This window comes from Streptomyces sp. NPDC057099 (genome assembly GCF_042671245.1).
GTDB lineage: Bacteria > Actinomycetota > Actinomycetes > Streptomycetales > Streptomycetaceae > Streptomyces > Streptomyces purpurascens.
In genome coordinates, this window is sequence record NZ_JBHUTX010000002.1 from 368852 (window position 1) to 388534 (window position 19683).

Sequence of the window (19683 nt, forward strand, 5' to 3'; positions counted from 1 at the left end):
GTGTCCACCAGGGCGGGGGGCCGGTCCCGCCCGGCTTGCCGTAAGTCCGGGTCGCCCGCCCGCCATGGCGTCACGCCACCCGCGCCAGATCCGCGTGCCGTACCTCGTGAACCGGCGGCACACCCGCCACCAGCCGCTCCAGTTCCTCCACCACGATGCGGCCGAGCCGCTCCAGTTCGTTGCCGAGGGAGCCCGCGATGTGCGGGGTGAGGAACACGTTGGGCAGGTGGTACAGCGGCGAGCCGGCGGGCAGCGGCTCCGGGTCGGTGACGTCGAGGACCGCGCTGAGCCGGCCCGAGACCAGCTCGTGGGTGAGCGCCTCGTGGTCGACCAGCGCACCGCGGGCGGTGTTGATGAGCACGCCCCCGTCCCGCACCAGGGCGAGCCGGTCGCGGTCGAGCATGTGGTGGGTCTCGGGGATGTCGGGGGCGTGCAGGCTCACGATGTCGCTGCGTCTGAGCAACTCCTCCAGCGACAGCGACTCGGCACCGAGCGCGGCGGCCTCGGCCGGGCTCACATACGGGTCGTGCAGCAGGACGGTGAGGTCGAACGGCCGCAGCAGCTCCAGCAGCCGGCGCCCCACCCGGGACGCGCCGACGACCCCGACGCGGCGGCCGACGTTGCCGGTCGCGGCGGTCTCGGCGGGGCCCGGGTAGGCATGGGTACGGCGGAAGTGCTCGCGGTGGTCGAAGGTGTCCTTGCCCACCAGCAGGATCATCGCGAGCGTGTACTCCGCGACGGGCAGCGCGTTGCCCGTCACCGCGCTGGAGACGGTGACCCCGCGTTCCCACAGGGCCTCGCCCACCAGGGAGCGGACGGAGCCGGCCGCGTGCAGCACGGCGTCGAGCCTCGGGACCGCCGAGAGGACACCGGCGTCCAGGTGCGGGCAGCCCCAGCCGGTGATCAGCACCTCGGCACAGGCCAGGGCGCCGGCCGCGGCCGGATCGGCGAAGTCCCGCACCACCAGTCCGGGGTCGACGTCGGCCGTACGCCTCAGTCGCTCCATCAGCGGCGGAGGGAAGAGCAGCGGGAGGTGCACCGGGTCCATCGCGAACACGGTCCGCGGCAGCTGAGGGCTGGGCATGACTCTCCTGGAGCAGAGGACGGAGAACGGAAACTGTTTCAGAAAGCGCCTTCTACCGTAGATCCGCCGGGAAGCGGCGGTCAATCGGCTGGGCGGGGATGGTGGAGGGAGGTGCCGGTTCGGCGCAACGCCCGTGATGAGAGCAGGTTGTGGCCCGACTGGCGAGGGTGAGGTCGGTGGGGTGGGGGAGTGGGGTGGGTGCGGTCGGGCGGATCGGGCCGGGGTGGCGACCCGTCCGCGCGGCTCGCCACGAGACTCGCCGTGGAAATCGATTACTGCGGTTTCGGCGAGGGTCGGCGGGGCCTGGGCGCACCGCCGTCGGCGTCGCGACGGCCAGATGGTCTGTTCGGCAACCGGTTCCCGAGCCGCTGCCGACTGGACCTCGCGAACATCCCCTGGTCATGACGGTCGGGGCACTCTTCGATGGCTTGATCACGTCGACCGAAAGCAGGGTCTGACCCGCCCTCAAGCTGATGACGCCGAGGTTACACAGTCTTTTCGAAAATTCGTCAAGGCCCTTGACGCGCCATGCCGACCGGAAGAAGCTCTGCCCCACGCACAACAACCGGTTGCTATGCATGCCGGAAACGCAAGGAGGTGTGCGTTCATGCACCCACGTGCTGGTGCTTCCCTGAGCCGCCGCCGATTCCTCGCCCTCTCGGCAGCGGGCGCCTGCGCGGCGACGCTGAGCGGCTGCGCGATGCAGGTCTCCATCGGTGTCAGCGGCGGCGAGACCGTCACGCGCCCCGCTTCCTGATCGCCCAGCGCGGCTTCGTCGCCGGCATGTCCACCACCGGCCTGAAGTGACCTCGGCCGTCTCCCGTCTTCGTATCCGCAAGGAGCTCACCATGACCCCGTCCCTGTCCCGCCGAGGCGCCCTCCAGGCGGCCGGCGCCACCGCCCTCGCCGCAGGCCTCACCGACCTCACGGCCACGGCCGCCCGGGCCGACGCGTCCGCCGCCGCGCCGAAGCTGGTGACCTACCCCCGCCCGGCCGCCATGCCGACCAACACCAACTTCAGGGTGCGGGTCCGTACCGCCCCCGACGGCGAGTGGCAGACGCTGGACATCTGGCGGCCCCAGCTGGGGGAGATCAACCCGACCACGGGGTCGAGCAAGATCTACAACTCGTCACTGGCGTACTTCGACTTCCAGGGCTCGGTCGAGGTGGAGGTCACCTACCTCAAGGGCGGCACCACCAAGGTCCGGGTCAGACCGGACTCCTACGGCATCAAGCCCGAAGTGGGCGGCGACACCCTGCGGTTCACCCTCGACCGGCCGCGCAACGTCGTCGTGCAGATCAACGACGACATCTTCGACGTCCTCCATCTCTTCGCCCGCGCGATCGAGAAGAAGATCCCCGCGCAGGACGACCCGAACGTCCTCTACTACGGCCCCGGCGTCCACACCACCGCCGACGGCTATCTGAACGTCCCCTCCGGCAAGACCGTGTACCTCGACGGCGGCGCCGTCCTCAAGGCGACCATCGTCTTCCGGAACGTCGAGCACGCGGGGATCGCCGGCCGCGGCGTGCTCGCCGGGACGGCGGCGGGCGGTGCCCTGGTGGAGAACTCGCGGAACATCTCCATCGGCGCCGTCACCGTCCTCAACCCCAACGGCTACGCCGTCCAGCTCGGCGAGGCCACCGGCGTCACCATCAAGGGCCTCGGCTCCTTCAGCTCCAAGGGCTGGGGCGACGGCATCGACGTCTTCTGCAGCAGCAACGTCGTCATCGACGGCGTCTTCATGCGCAACTCCGACGACTGCATCGCCCTCTACACCCACCGCTGGGAGTACTACGGCGACACCAGCAACATCACCGTCCGCAACTCCACCCTCTGGGCGGACGTCGCGCACCCCATCAACGTCGGAACCCACGGCAACACCGACAACCCCGAGGTACTGAAGAACCTCACCTTCAGGAACCTCGACATCTGCGACCACCGCGAGCCCCAGATGGGCTACCAGGGCTGCATCGCCCTCAACCCCGGCGACAGCAACCTGATCAAGAACGTGAAGGTCGACAACGTCCGCGTCGAGGACTTCCGCTGGGGCCAGCTCATCCATATGCGGATCATGTACAACACGAAGTACAACACCTCGGTTGGCCGCGGCATCCAGAACGTCCACGTCAAGGACCTCTCCTACACGGGCAAGCCGCTCGCCACCTGCCTGCTGCTCGGCTACGACGCCAAGCACGCCATCAAGGACGTCACCTTCGAGAACCTCGTCGTCAACGGGACGGTCATCGCCGACTCGATGAAGAAGCCGACCTGGTACCTCACCACCGACACCGTCCCGATGCACGCCAACGAGCATGTGCTGAACCTCAAGTTCCTCACCACCGCCGAGGCGGCCGCCGCATCATGAGCACCAGCCCCCTGAGACCGATCGCACCGAGCCGCCGCGGCTTCCTCGGCGGTGCCGCCGCCCTGCTGCTGGTGTCCGGCGCGAGCGGCCTGCTCGCTCCCGGCACCGCCCGGGCCGCCACAGCCGCCGCTCCTCGGGCATTCACGCACCCCGGACTGCTGCACAGCGCCGACGACCTGGCCCGGATGAAGACGGCGGTCGCCGCGAAGGAAACACCGGTCTACGACGGTTACCTCGCCTTTTCCGCCCACGCGCGCTCCAAGTCGACGTACACCATCCAGAACACCGGCCAGATCACCTCCTGGGGCCGGGGCCCCTCCAACTACCAGAACCAGGCCGTCGCCGATTCGGCCGCCGCCTACCAGACCGCGCTGATGTGGTGTCTCACCGGCGAGCGTGCCTACGCCGACAAGGCCCGGGACATCCTCAACGCCTGGTCGGCGTCCCTCACCGCCGTCACCGGAGCGGACGGGCCGCTCGGCGCGGGCCTCCAGGCCTTCAAGTTCGTCAACGCGGCCGAACTGCTGCGCCACAGCGGCTACGACGGCTGGGCGAAGGAGGACATCGCCCGCTGCGAGGAGTCCTTCCTGCGCGTCTGGTATCCCGCCATCTCCGGCTACATGCTCTACGCCAACGGCAACTGGGACCTCACCTCCGTCCAGTCGATCCTGGCCATCGGCGTGTTCTGCGAGGAGCCCACCCTCTTCGAGGACGCCCTGCGCTTCGCCGCCGCAGGGGCCGGCAACGGCAGCGTCCCGCACCGCATCGTCACCGACGCGGGACAGGGCCAGGAGTCCGGCCGCGACCAGGGCCACGAGCAACTCGCCGTCGGCCTGCTCGCCGACGCCGCGCAGGTCGCCTGGAACCAGGGCGTCGACCTGTACGCCTTCGACGACAACCGGCTGCTGAGGAACGTCGAGTACGCCGCCCGCTACAACCTCGGCGGCGAGGTCCCGTTCGTCCCCGACCTCGACCGCACCGGCAAGTACATAAAGACGTCGGTCTCGGCTGTCGGACGCGGCACCCTGCCCCCCATCTACGAGATGGCGTACGCGCACTACGCCGGTGTCCGCGGCCTCGACACCCCGTACACCAAGGCGGCCGTCTTCCGGGGCGCCGACGGTGCCCGCGTGGTCGAGGGCAGCAACGACGACCTACCCAGTTGGGGCACCCTCACCTTCGCCGGTACGAAGGCCCCGGCCCCGTCCGTGCCCACGGCCCCGGCCGGTGTCACCGCGGTCGGCGGCGACGGGTCCGTCACCGTGGCCTGGCTGCCCTCGACGTGGGCCGAGTCGTACACCGTCCTGCGGGCGAGCGGCGCCGACGGGCCGTACGAGAAGATCGCCACCGGGGTCGGCAGGACGACGTACACCGACCGCCGTGCCCGCCCGGGCCGCATCTCGTACTACACCGTGGAAGCCGTCAACTCCCATGGTTGGAGCGGAAGTTCCGCATGGGCCTCCGCAGTGCCCGGCCTGCCCACACCCTGGTCCACCCGGGACATCGGCGACGTCAGGATCCCCGGCTCGGCGGCGTTCGACGGCGAGCGGTTCGTGCTGGAGGCCTCCGGCACCGCCGACACCCACCGCCTGGCCCATCTGCCGCTGCGCGGCGACGGCACCATCACCGCGCGGATCGTGTGGCCGCTCAGCTCCCAGTACTCCAGGATCGGCGTCACCGTACGGGCCGGCCTGGACGCGGACGCGGCCCACGCCGCCATGCTGATCCAGGGCCTGCCGCTGCACACCTGGAGCGGCGTGTGGAGCGTACGGGCGAAGGCGGGGGCCGGGGTCAAGGGCACCGGCAGTACGCCCGTGCCGCCGTCCCAGCAGCAGACGATCACGACCGGCGCCGCCTTCCCGATCTCCTCCCTCGGCGAGCTGCCCGAGTCGGCGACCCCGCTTCAGGCCCCGTACGTCGAGGGCGCGGGCGACGGCTACCGGCTCCGCATGCCGTACTGGGTCCGTGTGACCCGTCGGGGCGACCACTGCACCGGCGCCATCTCCCCGGACGGCGTCCGCTGGACCGAAGTCGGCTCCAGCCAGGTGGAGTTGGGAAGGACCGTACACGTCGGACTCACCCTCACCTCCTGCCTGGGGGTGGCAGAGAACTACGCCGAGACCGGCACCGGCGCCTTCGACAACGTCAGCGTCACCTCCCTCACGGGCGGTGACCTCTGGTCCGTGCCGCGCCCGGCCCGGGCGACGGGTGACCTCCGGGCCGTCGCGGGCGCCGACGCGGTCGAGCTGGCCTGGACCGACCCGGATCTGTCGGCCCGTTACACGGTGCTGCGCTCCGCCTCCGCCAAGGGGCCGTTCGAGACGATCGCGACCGGCATCGGCCCCGTCGGCTTCGGCACCCGCGTCCGGTACGCCGACGCCACGGGCAGGCCCGGCACGACGTACCACTACGCCGTCGCCAAGACGAACAGCTCCGGGCGCGGGCCCCTGTCCGACGCGGCGAAGGTCGTGATGCCGACGCCGTCGGCGCCCCGACTCACCTCACTCACCGCGGCGTTCGCGAACAAGGGCGTCCCCTTCCAGCACCTCCTGCGCGCCGCGCACGAGCCGATCCGGTTCACGGCGAAGGCACTCCCCGACGGGCTGCGCGTCGACCCGCGCACCGGCCTGATCTCCGGAACCCCCACCCGGACCGGCGTGTTCACCGTCACCACCGGCGCGGGCAACGCCGCCGGAGACACCACCGGCACCCTCACCGTCACGGTCGACACCCCGACGCCCGCGCCCTGGAGCTACGGCGACCTGGGCGATGTCATCCTCGACGACCGCGCCTACGGCACCCTCGGCGTGGTCGCCGTCCAGACCCCCGGCTCCACCGCCCACGAGGACGGGACCTTCGTGGTGCGGGGCGCCGGGACCGACCTCACGGTCAACAACCAGGGCATGACGGGCCAGTTCGTACGACGGCCCGTCAGCGGTGACTGCGAGGTCACCGTCCGGCTGGTCTCCCGCACCGGAGCCACCGGTGACCGGGTCGGCCTGCTCATGGCCAAGTCCCTGTCGCCGTTCGACCAGGCGGCCGGGGCGATCGTCACCGGCGGGACCAGCGCCCAGCTGATGCTGCGCCCGACCGTCGCCGGAAAGTCCACCTTCACGGGCAACGCGGCCGTCGCCGCCCCCTGCCTGCTGCGGCTGAGGCGCACCGGGACGCACTTCACCGCATCCGCCTCGACCGACGGCGGCGCCACCTTCACCCCCCTCGCCGAGGGAGACCTCCCCGGCTTCGGTGACGCCCCCTATCACGTGGGCCTCGTGGTCTGCTCCCGCGACCCCCTGGCCCGCAGCACCACCGAGTTCGACGAGGTGAGCATCACCCCCCTGTAGGCCTCCACCGAACGGAGAAGCCCCCACATGAGCCGCACTTCCCCCCACACGCACCACGAGGGCGGCCAGGTGAGCCGCCGCGGTCTGCTCAAGACCGCCGGCGGCCTCACCGCGGCCCTCGCCCTCGGCGCCGGAGCCACCGCCACCACGGCGGACGCCGCACCCGGCACCTTCACCCACCCCGGCATGCTCCACAACGCCGGCGACATCAACCGCGCCAAGGTCAGGGTCGCCGCGGGCGACGACCCCTGGCTGTCCGGCTGGAACAAGCTCGTCGCCAACTCCCACTCCCAGTCCACCTGGACCAACCGCGCCACCGCCACGATCATCCGCGGCGGCACCGGACAGAACTACGGCCTCCTCTACAACGACATCGCCGCCGCCTACCAGAACGCCCTGCGCTGGAGGGTCGGCGGCACCGAGGCCAACGCCCAGTGCGCCGCGCGGATCCTCAACGCCTGGGCGACGACCCTGACGACCGTCACCGGAAACGCCGACCGCTTCCTCGCCGCCGGCCTCTACGGCTGGCAGTTCGCCAACGCGGCCGAACTCATGCGGGACTACGGCGCGTTCGACCTCGCCGCCTTCCAGGAGATGATGACCAACGTCTTCTACCCGCTCAACAACCAGTTCCTGACCGGCCACAACGACGCCTGCATCACCAACTACTGGGCCAACTGGGATCTGTGCAACATGGCCTCCGTGCTGGCCATCGGCATCCTCAACAACGACGGCGCCAAGTACGACCAGGCCGTCACCTACTTCAAGAGCGGCGCCGGAAACGGCTCCATCAAGAACGCCGTCCCGTTCCTGTACGGCAACGTCGAGGGCTACGACCTCGGCCAGTGGCAGGAGTCCGGCCGCGACCAGGGCCACACCGTCATGGGCATGGGTCAGATGGGCGCGATCTGTGAGATGGCCTGGAACCAGGGCGAGGACCTCTACTCGTACGACGGCCGCCGCTTCATGAAGGCCGCCCAGTACGTCGCCAAGTACAACCTGAACATGGACGTGCCCTTCACCACCTACAACTGGGGCAGCGGCCAGAACTGCTCCCCGCAGTCGCAGACCGTGCCCGGCGCCGGGTCGCGCGGCCAGGTCCGACCCGTGTGGGCGATGCTCCACTACCACTACGGCAGGCGGCTGCTCCTCGACGACAAGTACATCTCCCAGATGTGCTTCTCCGTGGCCCCCGAGGGCGGAGGGGGTGACTACGGCAGCGACAGCGGCGGCTACGACCAGCTCGGGTTCGGCACCCTGATGTACGCCAAATAGCCGTCGAACCGGCTCGTGCACCGGAATACCCGTGAGCGATGTGGTGCTCTGGTGATACCGGTGCACGAGCTCGGCGAAGGGCTGGTGGGCAGATGACGGCAGACCAGACGGATCCCGTGGTCAGGAGCCCGTACGGGGCCGTGCGGGGCAGGTTCGAGCGGGGAGTCGCGGTCTTCCGCGGCATCCCGTACGCGGCGCCCCCCTTCGGCCCCCGCCGCTTCCGCCCGCCCGTCCCCCTCCCGCCCTGGGACGGCGTCCGGGACGCCGGCGCCTTCGGCCCCACCCCGCCGAAGCCCCCGTACTCCGGCGCCTTCGCCCACTATCTGTCCGACCCGGTCGTGCCCGGCGACGACTGCCTCAACCTCAACGTCTGGACTCCCGAGCCGGCCCCCGGAGCCCGCCTCCCGGTCCTCGTCTGGCTGCACGGCGGCGCCCTGACCAGGGGTTCCTCCGCCGTACCCGTCTACGACGGCCATGCCTTCGCCCGTGACGGCGTGGTCTGTGTCTCGGTCAACTACCGGCTGGGCGTCGAGGGCTACGGACTGTTCCCGGACACGCCCCCGAACCCCGGCCTGCGCGACCAGATAGCCGCCCTGACCTGGGTGTACGAGGCCATCGAGGCCTTCGGCGGTGACCCCGGCCGCATCACCCTCGCCGGCCAGTCCGCCGGGGCGATCAGCATCGGAGCCCTGATCGCCGCCCCGCAGACCCAGGGGCTGGTCCGGCGGGCGGTCCTGCAGAGCGGGCCGCCCGAGGCGTCCGAGCGGGCCAAGGTACGGCGGATGGTGCGCCGTATGGCCACCCGGCTGAAGATCCCCGCCACCGCCGAGGCCTTCGCCGCCGTCGACCGCGACCTGCTGCTGAGCACCCAGGCCGAGGTGGGCAGGCTGAGCAGCCCGGTCGTCGGCGGCCCCGCCTTCGGCATCGTCGTCGACGGCGACACCGTCCCGCGCGACCCCCTGGAGGCCCTCACCGAGGGCGGCGCGGCCCCCGGGGTCGAGCTGCTGACGGGCTGGACCCGGGACGAGTACCGGCTGTGGCTGGTCCCGGGCGGCCTCCTGGAGCGCGTCGACCGCCTCGGAGCCGTCGCCCTGGCCGGTGCCATGGCCCGCTGTCACTGCGGCAGCGAGGTCCCGCGCGGCTACCGCGCCCTGCACCCCGGGGCGGGCACGGCGGACCTCGTCGGCCAGCTCGTCACCGACCACCTCCTGCGCATCCCCCTGCACCACCTGGCCGACGCCCGGACGGAACCCTCGTACGTCTACGAATTCGCCTGGCCCTCGACCCTCCCCGGCCTCGGCGCCTGCCACGCCCTGGAGCTCGGTTTCGTCTTCGACACCGGCGAGGTCCCCGAGTCCCGCAAACTGGCCGGTGAGGGCGCCCCGCAGGACCTGGCCGACGCGATGCACACGGCCTGGGTGCGCTTCGCCACGGACGGCGACCCGGGCTGGGAGCGCTGGGACGCGGCCCATCCGGTGCGCGTCTTCGGAGACCGCGCACCGGACGCCGAGGACGCTGTGGCCTATACGGCGTACGGCCCCCGGGACCGTGAACTCGCCCTCTGGGCGACCGACGCCGCCACACCCGAGGAACCCACGCTCGCATCGGTCCCCGCCGACGCTTCGCCCCCACGCGGTACGGAACTGCGCTCAGCCGTACGACGACTCCGCCGCTCCGGGGCGCTCCGCCGGCACTGACCGTCCCGCCACCGGACGTTCGTCGTCCACCGCGTACGTCTGGCCACCGCGCCCGATATTGGCCTGGGCGCGCCGGTAGGCGCGTCGGCCCGGGGGATCCGCGGCCCGGTTCTGTTCGTCCCGGCGGGCGGTCAACTCCGCCAGCACGACCCGGGCTTCGTCGACCGGCATGACGGGCAGATCCACGGTCCGGGCCTGCCGGGCGGCTGTCTGCACCTCGAGATAGGCGTTGGCGCAGCCCGTGGCGTGGGACATGCGCAGCGGCGCGTTCACCGTGGTCATGACGGCGCTGATTCCGGCCGACACCAGCGCGAGAATGCCGGCGGCGATCCGCCCCGTCGACTCCACCAGCGCGGTCGTGCCGGCCACCGCGGCCAGCAGACTGGTGGGGATGCCCATCATCAGGTGCACGCCCCGCCAGTGCTTCGCCGTCTCGAACTGCGTCTGGGCGCTGTACATCGCGCTCTCCTCGAGCCTGCGCAGCTCGTCCGCGATCGCCGCCCGCCGGGCCTGCGTGTCCGGCTCGGGGTTCTCTGCCACGTGTGCCTCCTCGTCGTCGGTCACCGGCGGGCGATGTCCTCCCGGCGGAGCCGGAGGGCCACGGGAACGGCGTGGTCGGGCGGCAGGGTGCTCGCCGCCGCCTCCCACAGGCGCAGGGTGGCGTTCGAGGACGCGTGCAGCGAGGGCACCAGCTCGATCGCGGGCACGGTGCGCAGCGCGGCGAACGGCACGGGGGGCTCGTCCGCGACCAGCTCGAACCGGTCCTGCGGGGCGAACAGCTCGACGACACCGAGCAGGGCGCTCTCCCGGCTGCGCAGGGCGACCCAGTACCGCCGGGGTGCCGCGTCGGCCGCGCGGAGCACGAACGGCGCCACGATGCCGTCCGAGGCGTCGATCCAGCTCTCCTCGGCCGTGCGGAGGGGTTTCGGCAGCGTCAGCGTCACGCGGACCCGGCCCCCGGGGGTGTGCTCGGCGGAGGCCTCGAACAGCTCGTCCTCGGCAGTGGTCCCGTAGGAACGCTCGGTCCGCCTGGCCGCCGCGGGCAGCACGGCCTCCAGGCGGAGGGACAAGGACGGCGGGCGCCCGGTCCGGGGCCCGGGGCGCAGCCGGGAGGCGACGACCCGGGCCGTGTGCCGGAGCAGCGGGTCCCGTCTGCCGAGCCGGTCGGCCAGCAGGGCGAGCCGCTGGGAGGTGTGGCCGGGGATCCTCTCCGCGGGGGCGGACAGCAGTCCCGTCAGCAGGGAGACGGCCTCATGCCGCAGAGCGGCAGGGTCCCGCCCCTCCCGCATACCGCGTTCCAGGACCGCCAGGGGCCCGGCCAGCCGGGTCGCCGCGGGCGTGAACCAGTGGCGGAGTTCGAGCCCGGGCGGCTCCACGGACGTGGCCCCGTCGAGCACGGCCAGCACATTGCCCGTGACGGTGTCCAGATCGCTCCAGGGCAGCGCGTGGAAGAGCACGGGGGGCGCGGCGGTCTCGGAGGCGAGCCGGTACAGCAGGGCATGCCTGAGGTCGAGGCTCTCCCCGGCGAGGACCCGCAGGACGTCCGGCTCCGAGGGCGGGGCCGCCCAGCGTTCCTCGATACGGGCGACCAGTTCCGTGCCCTCCGCGCTCGCGGGCAGGGGCCGGCCGAGGTCGTCCAGCTCCACGTAGGAGATGCCGCGGCCGGGGTGGCTGAGCGCGAGGGCGTGTACGTCCGGGCCGCCGTCCCGCCGCGCCACCAGGCCCGTCCTGCGCCACGCCGGGTCCTGGAACAGGGGGAGCGTGCGCGCGTCGGTCCGTTCGGCTCCGTCGTTCACCGGCCCGGTGACGCGGTGCGACCCCGCTGCGGATCCAGGGGCGCCGAGGCGGGCGACCCAGCCGGAGAGGGGCCGGTGCGCGGGGCCGTTCATTCGGGGCTCCCCAGCAGCGTCCTCAGCAGCCGCTCCACGCCCGCTCCGAGCATGCTCGCCACCGCCGTCTGCCGCTGCGCGGGGACGCCGCCCAGGCATTCGTGGTGCAGGGCCAGCAGCTGGTCCCATGCCTGGTCTCCTCGCTCCCGGACGTGGTCGGCCAGGTCCTCGGGGAACTCGTCGGTCCACGCGCGCAGTTCGCGTGTGTCCACTTTCCCGTCGGCCTGCCAGCGTGCGAGGAACTTCACCGCCCGCACTGCCAGAGCGGCCTGCACCAGCGGGTCGCCCGAGGGGCTGACGGGGACGAGGGCGCGCCCCGGTACCGACAGATGCGGCAGGCCGCGCTCGCTCGGGTCGAGGACGAGGTGCCGCTCGAAGTCGTAGAGGACGCTGTTGACGGTGAAGTCCCGTTGCAGGCTGTCGGCGACGAGGTCGGTGCCGGTGGCCGGGAAGCGGAAGCCGCCGACCCCGAGGCCCCGGTACTCGATGAGCGGGGTGGGCCGGTCGTCGCGGTGGACGGTGCAGACCAGGGTGTCGGGGCTCACCTTGGCCCTCAGCTCGTACGTCTCGCCGTCCTCCTCCAGGGTCCGGCGTGCCAGCTCCGCGAAGCGGCCCGCCGGCGCGGTGCCCGTCAGGTCCAGATCCCGGACCGCCTCACGGCCGTTGCCCGCCAGCAGTTCCCGGGGCGCCCCGCCGCTCAGCCAGAGCTCGTGCCCGGCCTCCCGTACCGTCCGGGCGATGGGACCGAGGACCCGCGCCCAGGGAGCGGACCCGTCGGCCAGCAGGCCGTCCACCGCCGCCGGCAGACACCGGGACCGCCGGGCGGCGGGCACCACCGCACGCGCCGACAGCCGGTCGTGGGGGAGCCGTTCGTCGCCCGGACCCGGTGGCCTGACCGTGGGCACCGGGCGCTGCGGAGGCGCATCCGGCTGGTGATCGGCCTCGGTCAGGAGCCGGTCGTCCCGCGCTTCGGGCAGGCGACCGTGGGGCGGCTGCGTGTAGGCGAAGCCGACGACGCGTTCCCCGCGCAGCACGTCCCCCGCCATCACCGGCCCGTGCGAGGCGCGTGACTCCACCGCCTCGGGGCCCGGTGCGTACGGCGGACAGCCGCGGCCGCAGAGGCAGTCCGTCGCCTCCGCCGCCGAATCCGCGCCGTCCTGCTCCGGGCCCTCGATCTCGTCGGCGCACGTCACGGCGCCCACCTCCCCACCCACAGCGCCTTGCCGCCCGAACCCGTCCGCAGTTGCAGCCGCTGCTCGAAATCCGCCTCGTACACGGTGCCCTCGTAGGTGTCCTGGTCCGCCTCGGGAATGTCCAGCAGCGCGATGTCGTGGATCTGCGCGGCGGTGCAGGTGATGTCCTGCGCGGGGTGGTCGACGCAGCGGTGGGCCGCGAGCCCCGGAAACACGATGCCGCCTTCCTTCAGGCCCGGGTGGCTGCTCAGCAGCCGCACCAGTTCGCGGCGGCCCTCGGCGCTCCGCAGGGCCGCCCGGGTCTCGTCGTCGCAGTGGTCGCACAGCGCCCGCAGCGCCGCCACGTCGTCGTCCTCGGCCGCGTCCCTGATGCGCTGCGCGAGCGCCCGCAGATGGGCCGGGACCGGCTCCCCGCGGTCGGTCGTCCTCGCCACGCCGGTCCGTGCGGGCTGGGGTGCCGCCTCGGGTACGGCGGCCCCGGCGCTCTCCGCCGAGGTGAACACGAACGACGACACCCGGGTGCCGATGACCCGGCGCTCACCGTCCCCGTCCGTGAACTCCAGGTCGCCGAGCGGCGGATGATACGTCTCGTCGGGATTCTCGGGCCGGGGCCGCTCGGGCGCCAGGAGCCGCGCGGCCCGGCCCTTCGCGCCGTAGCCGACCGCGAGCATGCCCGAGCCGATGTAGCGCCACGCGCCGTCGCGCAGGTAGTACGACACGAAGCGCTCGGGAGGCACGGCCTGGCACCCCTCCATCGGCCCGAACGTCGCGGTGAGGCCCTCGCCCGCCCAGGCGAGACCGGTCACGTGCAGCCGGTCCTCCAGCAGGGCGCGGGTCATCGCGACGTAGGCGGGCCGCTCGGGCTCCTCGCGGCCCTTCTGCCCGTAGGCCGCGACCCGCACGTTCCCGACGTTCCAGCAGGCTCCGCCGGAGTCGTGCGAGGACCAGCCGATGCGTCGCCCGTCGGGGGACTGCACGCCCTCGCTGAACGCCGTGGGCGCACCGGCCGGCCGGAACGGGCGGACCGTTCCGGACCGGTCGACCGCCAGCATCTGGAACTGGCCGCGGCCCGCCTTCTCCTCGGGCAGCAGGTCGGCGATCGTCACGGCGTCCCGGCCGCCGGCGGCGACCCGGGCGTAGGGCGACACCGGGGTGCTGAGCTGTGCGCGCCGGACCCGCCCGTCGGCGGTGTAGAGCAGCAGCGCGTCGCCGCTGGTGTTCACCGTGGCCGCGGCGTCACCGAGGAAGCCGACTCCCCGGCAGGCACAGGGCGTTGTCCGCTCGCGCCCCGAGGCGATGTCGAGGCGGTGCAGGCGCCGTCCGTCGGGGCTGTCGTCCTCGTCGTCGATCCAGGCCAGGGCGGAGCCGTCGGGGGACCACCGGACATCGTCCGCCCGGGCGGTCAGCTTCGCGCCCCGCCAGGTCCGGCCGGCCGCGTCCGCCAGGACGATCTCCCGGGCCACCGGCCGGACGAAGGCGAGCACCGGCGCACCGTGCGCGGCGTTCGGCCGGTTCCCGTCGTCCGACGCGTCGTCCCCGCCGCCCGGCACGTCACAGCCCGCGCCCAGCAGCGCTGCCGCCACCACCAGGGCCGCCGCCCGTCTCACCCCCGCGCCGAGCCGCTTCACCCGCTCACGTCCTCGCACAGCTCGATGTACGACACGGACTCGTCCACGTGTTTCTCCCACTCGTCGCGCGACAGACCGCCGTCGGTCCAGTCGCACATGCGCTTCTCGAGGGAACCCTCGGTCATCTTCCAGATGTTGACGGCGCCCGGCTGCTTGTGCTCGCGCTGCGGAGGCAGGGAGGCCCCGGCGAGATAGGTACCGTCCGGTGACCACTTCACCTGCACCACGTCGGTGCCGTTGACATCGCGCAGTGGCGGCATCGACTGCTGCCCGGAGTCGAGGTTGTGGACGAGGACGCGGTCTCCCATCGCCGTCGCCACCAGCCGGCCGTCCGGCGAGATCGCGCTGTCGACGGCGAGTTCGCCCTCGGGCATACGAAGGGGGTCGCCCAGCGCGGTCAGTTTCCTGCCGTCCAGCAGCCGCACGGTGCCGCTGGTCATGTCGAGGGTGACGAGCCGCGAGCCGTCCCGCGAGTACGACACCCGCATGACGCCGGGAGCGGCGACCGAGCGCAGCTTCCGGCGGGTGACGAGATCCACCATGACGAGCCGGGTCCTGTCGCCCTCGCCCTCGGTGAAGACACCGGTCCTGCCGTGGATCGCCATGTCCGAGGTACCGGCCGCCAGGTCGATCGTGCCCAGGCGCCGCCAGGTCCCGGTCCGCCAGATCCCCACGTCTCCGCTGACGTGCCGAGCCACCAGCAGGTGGTGCTTCGGCACGAAGTCGACCTGGGAGACGATGCGTTCGGGAAGCTGTGCGCGCTTGCGGTCCTCCTCGGGGGACATGTCGAGTTGCTGGAGATACGTGCCGTCCCGCTTCCACAAGGTCACCGTCCCGATGCCTCGGCTCTGGCCGACGGCGGCCACGAACTTGTCCGACAGCGCGAGGGCGTTGATGTACGAGCCCGAGGCGGAGTACTCGGTCACGTGCTCGTAGGAGGCTCCCGCGGCGCTGATCGTCTCGGGCACGGAGTCGAGGTCGATCGAGTAGGCGCCGTAAGAGGTGTTCGTCATGAAGTCGGTGAGCAGCAGGATGTTCCCCGGGCCGAAGACGGAGCCCGTGGACGGCTGCGCCGGGGGCAGGGCCCGGTGCACCGGGGTGTTGCCGAGCACGGTGACGCGGCCCTCTCCCGCCGTGACGACCGTTCCGTCTCCGGCCCGTACGGCGGCGACGGTGCGCCCGCCGCTCGGCACGGACAGCGGTGCCGAGGCGCCGTCGGGGGAGGACCGTACGGGAATCACGGCCGTGCCGCCCGGGCCGGCGATCACGACGTCGTCGCCGTCCAGTTCCATCGCCGTGGGCCGGGTGGACAGTCCGCCCAGGGGATAGGTGCTGCGCTTGCGGGTGCGGTCCCAGGCCAGGACCCCGCCACTGGTGGCCACCGTCACCACGTCCTGCGACGCCTGGACCAGTGAGGCGCCGCCGGGGACGTCCTCGGCGGGGAGGAGTGTGGCCGCCTTCTTCGTGCGGAGGTTCACCGACACCACCTCGTTCGTGGTGAGCAGCAGGACGGCCTGGTCCGCGCCGCCGCCGGGGCCGGCATAGGAGGGCACGACGTCCGCGCTCATCGCCAGCCGGTTCGTCGTCGGCAGCCGTCCGAGCAGCGTCTTTCCCGCGACATCCCTGAGCCGCGTACAGCCGGTCAGCGTGCGACTGGCGGGTTCGATCTCGCTGACGGCGCCGTCGTCCCAGACGGTGGTGAGCCCTGACCCGTTGTCGGTGAAGCCCATCCCCACGATCTCGCTGTAGGCACCGGTACAGGACGGCGCCTTCACCGTCCCCAGCTTCTCGGGCTTGTCGCCGGAGGCGTCGAACAGCCTCACGTCCCTGCCGTCATGGGCCGCGAGGATGCCCGATTCCACGCCCCGGACGAGACCGGCCGCCCGCCCCTTCACCTCGGCCAGCTTCCGCCCCGACCCGGTGTCCCACACCTGGATCGTGTCGGCGATGCCCGAGGTGTACGCCCGGTGCCCGGCGTCGTCGACGGCGAGGACGTTGACGGTCCGGTCGGCCTTCCAGCTGCGCACGGTGTTGCGGTTGGTCTCCAGGACCTCCTGGATCGCGTTCTCGGCGTCCTTGTTCCCGGGATCGATCCGGTACCCCGCGAGGGCCAGCAGACCGGCCGTGCGCGGTTCGCTGCCGCGCATGCGGACCGCCTGCGCGGCGAGTCCGGCCGCCACCGCCCGGCGGTTGTTCCGCTCGCTCTCGCCGCTGGCGAAGCCCCACGCCACGAGGGAGGCGACGAGGCCGGTCGCCAGCACCCCGGCCACCAGCCGTGAGGCCGCGCGCACGTCGAGCCGCCGGGCCGCCTTGGCGGCCTCCTCGACGGTGGCCGCGCCGACGACACTCGCGCCGCCGCCGAGGTCACGGACCTGCCGCTCGTCCCGTTCCGGTACGACGACGCGTTCGCCGTCCTGCACCGCGCTGAGCTTGGCCCGGTACCCGGTCACGGACTGGATGACGCGGGTGTTCTCGGCGGACATCGCCCCGACGACGGACGTACGGGGATTGACCCTGCTCAACCGCAGCGGCCCGAGCGGGTTGCCCCGGGTCCTGCCGAGTTCCGACAGCAGGACGGCGAAGGCCGCGCCGAAGGAGGAGTCGCCGACGTGGTCCACGGGGCCGTCCCCGGTCCGCAGCGACCAGAGCACGGCGCCTTTCGGTTTCGCGGGGCGCGCGATCCGCCAGGCGTCTTCCAGCGCACTGCGAAATCCCTCGTCGCCGAGGAACCCCGACATGACGCGTGGATCCGGCAGCAGCCCGGCGGGCAGCCCGCGGACCAGGTCCAGCCGGAGATGGAAGCGCGCGCCGACATCGCCCCGTTCGGCGAGTACCGAAAGGCGTGGCCCGCTCAGCGGTTTGGGCAGCGCCCCGTCGAGAGCGATCAGCATGAGGGCGAGATGGCTCCGGAGCGAGTCGTCCACGCTGTCGGAGGCGATCAGCGAGGCCAGCCGCTCGCCGTGCCGCGAGCCGTCCGGCGCGGTCCACTCCGCCGCCTGAGGGCCGTTCGCCCGCGCGGCGGCGAAGCTGCGCGCCAGCCAGGACGTTCCGATGCGCAGATGGTGCCCGGCGGCGTCGGCGTCCCCGACCAGGGCGAGCCCGAGAGCGGCGTAGGCACGTAACGCGCGCGCCGCGGCCGGTTCGCCCACGACGAGGGGAGCGTTCGCGGCTTCTTCTATTCGGGTGTAGGAGTGGGCCTCGTCGAGGATGTCGTGCAACGGCGTCTGATCGGCCAGAACCTGACGCAGCGTCGCCTCGTCGTCCCTCGCGACACAGTCGGTGAGGAAGCCCCACAGCGGCTGATGTTTGCCGGTGAGGGGGTCTCTGAGATCCCAGGTGTTGGTCCCGGGCGGCAGGCGGTGCAGCAGTGCGCGGACCGCGGAGGGGAGCAAGGGGTCTTCGGCCACGACTGCCTTTCATGACTGCACTATTTGTGGGAGGTCATCTTGGCAGCAAACAAGGGCGGAAAGCAGCCAGAAACCCTGAATTCGAGAGGGAGTTGGATTCTCGGACGCTTGCGCGAGATCGCAGACGCATCATCAGAAGCACGAGAAACAGGAGTTTCAGGGGCGCATTGATTCGTCCTCACGTGCGAGAGAAGTCGAACTCCCTGTCGTGTGTACGGAGATGCCGCAGGAACTCCGAAGCTCTGTCATCCTTCCTTTCCCGGAACGGCACCCCGACCGAAGGAGAGCAGTGGCCACCACGCCCCCGACCCGGCGTCCCCGGCAGCTTCTGTGCCTGTTCACCGCCGTGCTCCTGCTCTCGTCCTGTCAGGGCGGAGGCGGCGACGACCGGCCCGGCCCCGATGTGGCCACCGCGCAATGGCGTCAGATTCCCCTCGCCGACCTGCCGCCCGCCTTCTTCGGTCTGTCGGACACCGCACTCGTGGCGGCGAAGGACGGATTCCTTCTCGCGGCCCGCCCGCAGAGCGGCAACGCGCAGTTATACCGCTCCACGGACGGAATCGCATGGCGCCGGTCCCGGCCCTCGGAGCAGCAGATGTCGGCGAGTGTCCTGGCCGAGCACGAGGGTGAGGTCATCGCCGCCGGGTCCCTCTTCCGGGACGGTGAGACTTTCCCCGTGGCCATCCGCTACCGCGGAAAAGGCCGGTGGGAAAAGGCGGAACAACTGCCGAAGGCGGACTCCTCCGACATCGTGCTGGCGGCGGCCCGGGGACCGCACGGCACCGTAGTGGTCGGACACGACGGCGGGCCGTTCGAACCGAACACCGAGCAGAAGAGGGGCCGCAGCCTGCGCGTCTGGAGCGCCACGGACACGGGCGCCTTCGCCGCTCCGCACGACGTCGGCTGCCCCCAGTGGCCCGACCAGGCACCCGAGGTCGCCGCCCTCGCCGACGAGGACGGGTTCACGGTGTGGGCTAAGTGCACGGATCCCTGGGGCACTTCGGCCTCCTTCACCCTGCACAGCGCCGACGGCGCGACCTGGCGCAGACAGGCCGGCCCGCCCCGGCCCCTGGCCCTGCGCGCGGGCACGGCCGGCCCGTCGGACGGGGCCCGGGACGAGGGCAGGACGGTCAGCGACGTCGTCGCGGTGCGCGGCGGATTCCTGGCGCTGGGGTCGGCCGAGACGCCCACCAGAAGCACCGGCGCCCTGTGGTCCTCGGCGGACGGCCGGAACTGGACCAAGTCGACGGGCGGCAAGGACGGGTTCCGGCAGTCGGTACGGGTGGACGCCGCCGCCGAGTACGACGGCACCCTCCTGGCCTTCGGCACCGACCCGGAACCGGACGGCCACCCGCCCGTCCGCACCCGGGTCTGGATCGGCACCCCGGCAGGCCGCGCCCCGAAGCCGATCCCCACGAAGGGCGAAGGACTGAAGGCCGTCACCGGCACCTGGACCTGGGCCCAGGGCTCACTGAAGATCACCGCGCAGGGCGGTTTCACCTACCGCTACCGGCTCCTGCGCGACTGCGCCACCGAGGCCCCGCCCTGCGACGACCAGGCCACCTCCACCTGGGGCGGAGTCGTCACCGGCACCCTGAAGGAAGGACCCCGGGGCGCCCTGCGCGGCAAGGTGCTCAGCTCCAACACCCACGAGCGGGGCCACACCCCGGGCGACGCGGTCACCGTCGCCCGCGTGCCCTACGGCGCGGTCAGCCTCGGCATCGGAGACTCGGTGGCGGGCATCTTCTGCACACCCGGTTCCTACGACAACCGTTGCAGCGACGTGCACGGCTGAGG

General features: G+C 72.2%; 12 protein-coding genes. 6 read left to right on the plus strand and 6 right to left on the minus strand.

Annotated elements, in window-relative coordinates:
• Positions 1 to 70: 70 nt before the first annotated feature.
• On the minus strand, positions 71 to 1084 hold the full coding sequence (locus tag ACFT4A_RS04095) for a hydroxyacid dehydrogenase (protein ID WP_382825740.1): 1014 nt from the start codon (positions 1082 to 1084) through the stop codon (positions 71 to 73).
• 607 nt (positions 1085 to 1691) lie between these two features.
• Here ACFT4A_RS04095 and ACFT4A_RS04100 point away from each other — a divergent pair.
• The 5 genes from ACFT4A_RS04100 to ACFT4A_RS04120 all read left to right on the plus strand — a co-directional run bounded on the left by ACFT4A_RS04100 (position 1692) and on the right by ACFT4A_RS04120 (position 9769).
• Entirely contained in the window at positions 1692 to 1841 is a 150-nt protein-coding gene (locus ACFT4A_RS04100; protein WP_382825742.1) for a twin-arginine translocation signal domain-containing protein, read from the plus strand.
• 91 nt (positions 1842 to 1932) lie between these two features.
• Positions 1933 to 3453, plus strand: coding sequence for a glycosyl hydrolase family 28 protein (locus ACFT4A_RS04105; protein ID WP_382825744.1), 1521 nt, complete (start codon positions 1933 to 1935; stop codon positions 3451 to 3453).
• Positions 3450 to 6797 carry an alginate lyase family protein gene (locus ACFT4A_RS04110; protein ID WP_382825746.1) on the plus strand — a complete coding sequence of 1116 codons (3348 nt, stop codon included), beginning with the start codon at positions 3450 to 3452 and terminating at the stop codon, positions 6795 to 6797. The genes ACFT4A_RS04105 and ACFT4A_RS04110 overlap by 4 nt, the downstream gene beginning before the upstream one ends.
• Positions 6798 to 6824: 27 nt before the next feature.
• Positions 6825 to 8072, plus strand: coding sequence for an alginate lyase family protein (locus tag ACFT4A_RS04115; RefSeq protein ID WP_382825748.1), 1248 nt, complete (start codon positions 6825 to 6827; stop codon positions 8070 to 8072).
• 92 nt (positions 8073 to 8164) lie between these two features.
• A complete protein-coding gene (locus ACFT4A_RS04120) occupies positions 8165 to 9769 on the plus strand; it encodes a carboxylesterase/lipase family protein (protein WP_382825749.1) in 1605 nt (534 codons plus the stop codon).
• Here ACFT4A_RS04120 and ACFT4A_RS04125 read toward each other — a convergent pair.
• The 5 genes from ACFT4A_RS04125 to ACFT4A_RS04145 are packed head-to-tail and all read right to left on the minus strand — an operon-like array spanning position 9722 to position 17886.
• Positions 9722 to 10309 carry an SLATT domain-containing protein gene (locus ACFT4A_RS04125; RefSeq protein ID WP_382825751.1) on the minus strand — a complete coding sequence of 196 codons (588 nt, stop codon included), beginning with the start codon at positions 10307 to 10309 and terminating at the stop codon, positions 9722 to 9724. The genes ACFT4A_RS04120 and ACFT4A_RS04125 overlap by 48 nt on opposite strands.
• A gap of 20 nt (positions 10310 to 10329) precedes the next feature.
• A complete protein-coding gene (locus tag ACFT4A_RS04130) occupies positions 10330 to 11658 on the minus strand; it encodes a hypothetical protein (RefSeq protein WP_382825753.1) in 1329 nt (442 codons plus the stop codon).
• The gene (locus ACFT4A_RS04135) at positions 11655 to 12851 is read right to left on the minus strand and encodes a hypothetical protein (protein WP_382825754.1); all 1197 of its coding nucleotides are present in this window, start codon (positions 12849 to 12851) and stop codon (positions 11655 to 11657) included. Before ACFT4A_RS04135 ends, ACFT4A_RS04130 begins: the two co-directional genes overlap by 4 nt.
• Positions 12848 to 14497, minus strand: a complete 1650-nt coding sequence (locus ACFT4A_RS04140; protein WP_382825755.1) for a hypothetical protein — start codon at positions 14495 to 14497, stop codon at positions 12848 to 12850. The genes ACFT4A_RS04135 and ACFT4A_RS04140 overlap by 4 nt, the downstream gene beginning before the upstream one ends.
• Positions 14476 to 17886: a hypothetical protein gene (locus tag ACFT4A_RS04145; protein ID WP_382825757.1), complete on the minus strand. Its 3411-nt coding sequence runs from the start codon at positions 17884 to 17886 to the stop codon at positions 14476 to 14478. The genes ACFT4A_RS04140 and ACFT4A_RS04145 overlap by 22 nt, the downstream gene beginning before the upstream one ends.
• A 289-nt stretch (positions 17887 to 18175) precedes the next feature.
• Here ACFT4A_RS04145 and ACFT4A_RS04150 point away from each other — a divergent pair, with 289 nt between their 5' ends.
• A complete protein-coding gene (locus ACFT4A_RS04150) occupies positions 18176 to 19681 on the plus strand; it encodes a hypothetical protein (RefSeq protein WP_382825758.1) in 1506 nt (501 codons plus the stop codon).
• Positions 19682 to 19683 lie beyond the last annotated feature (2 nt).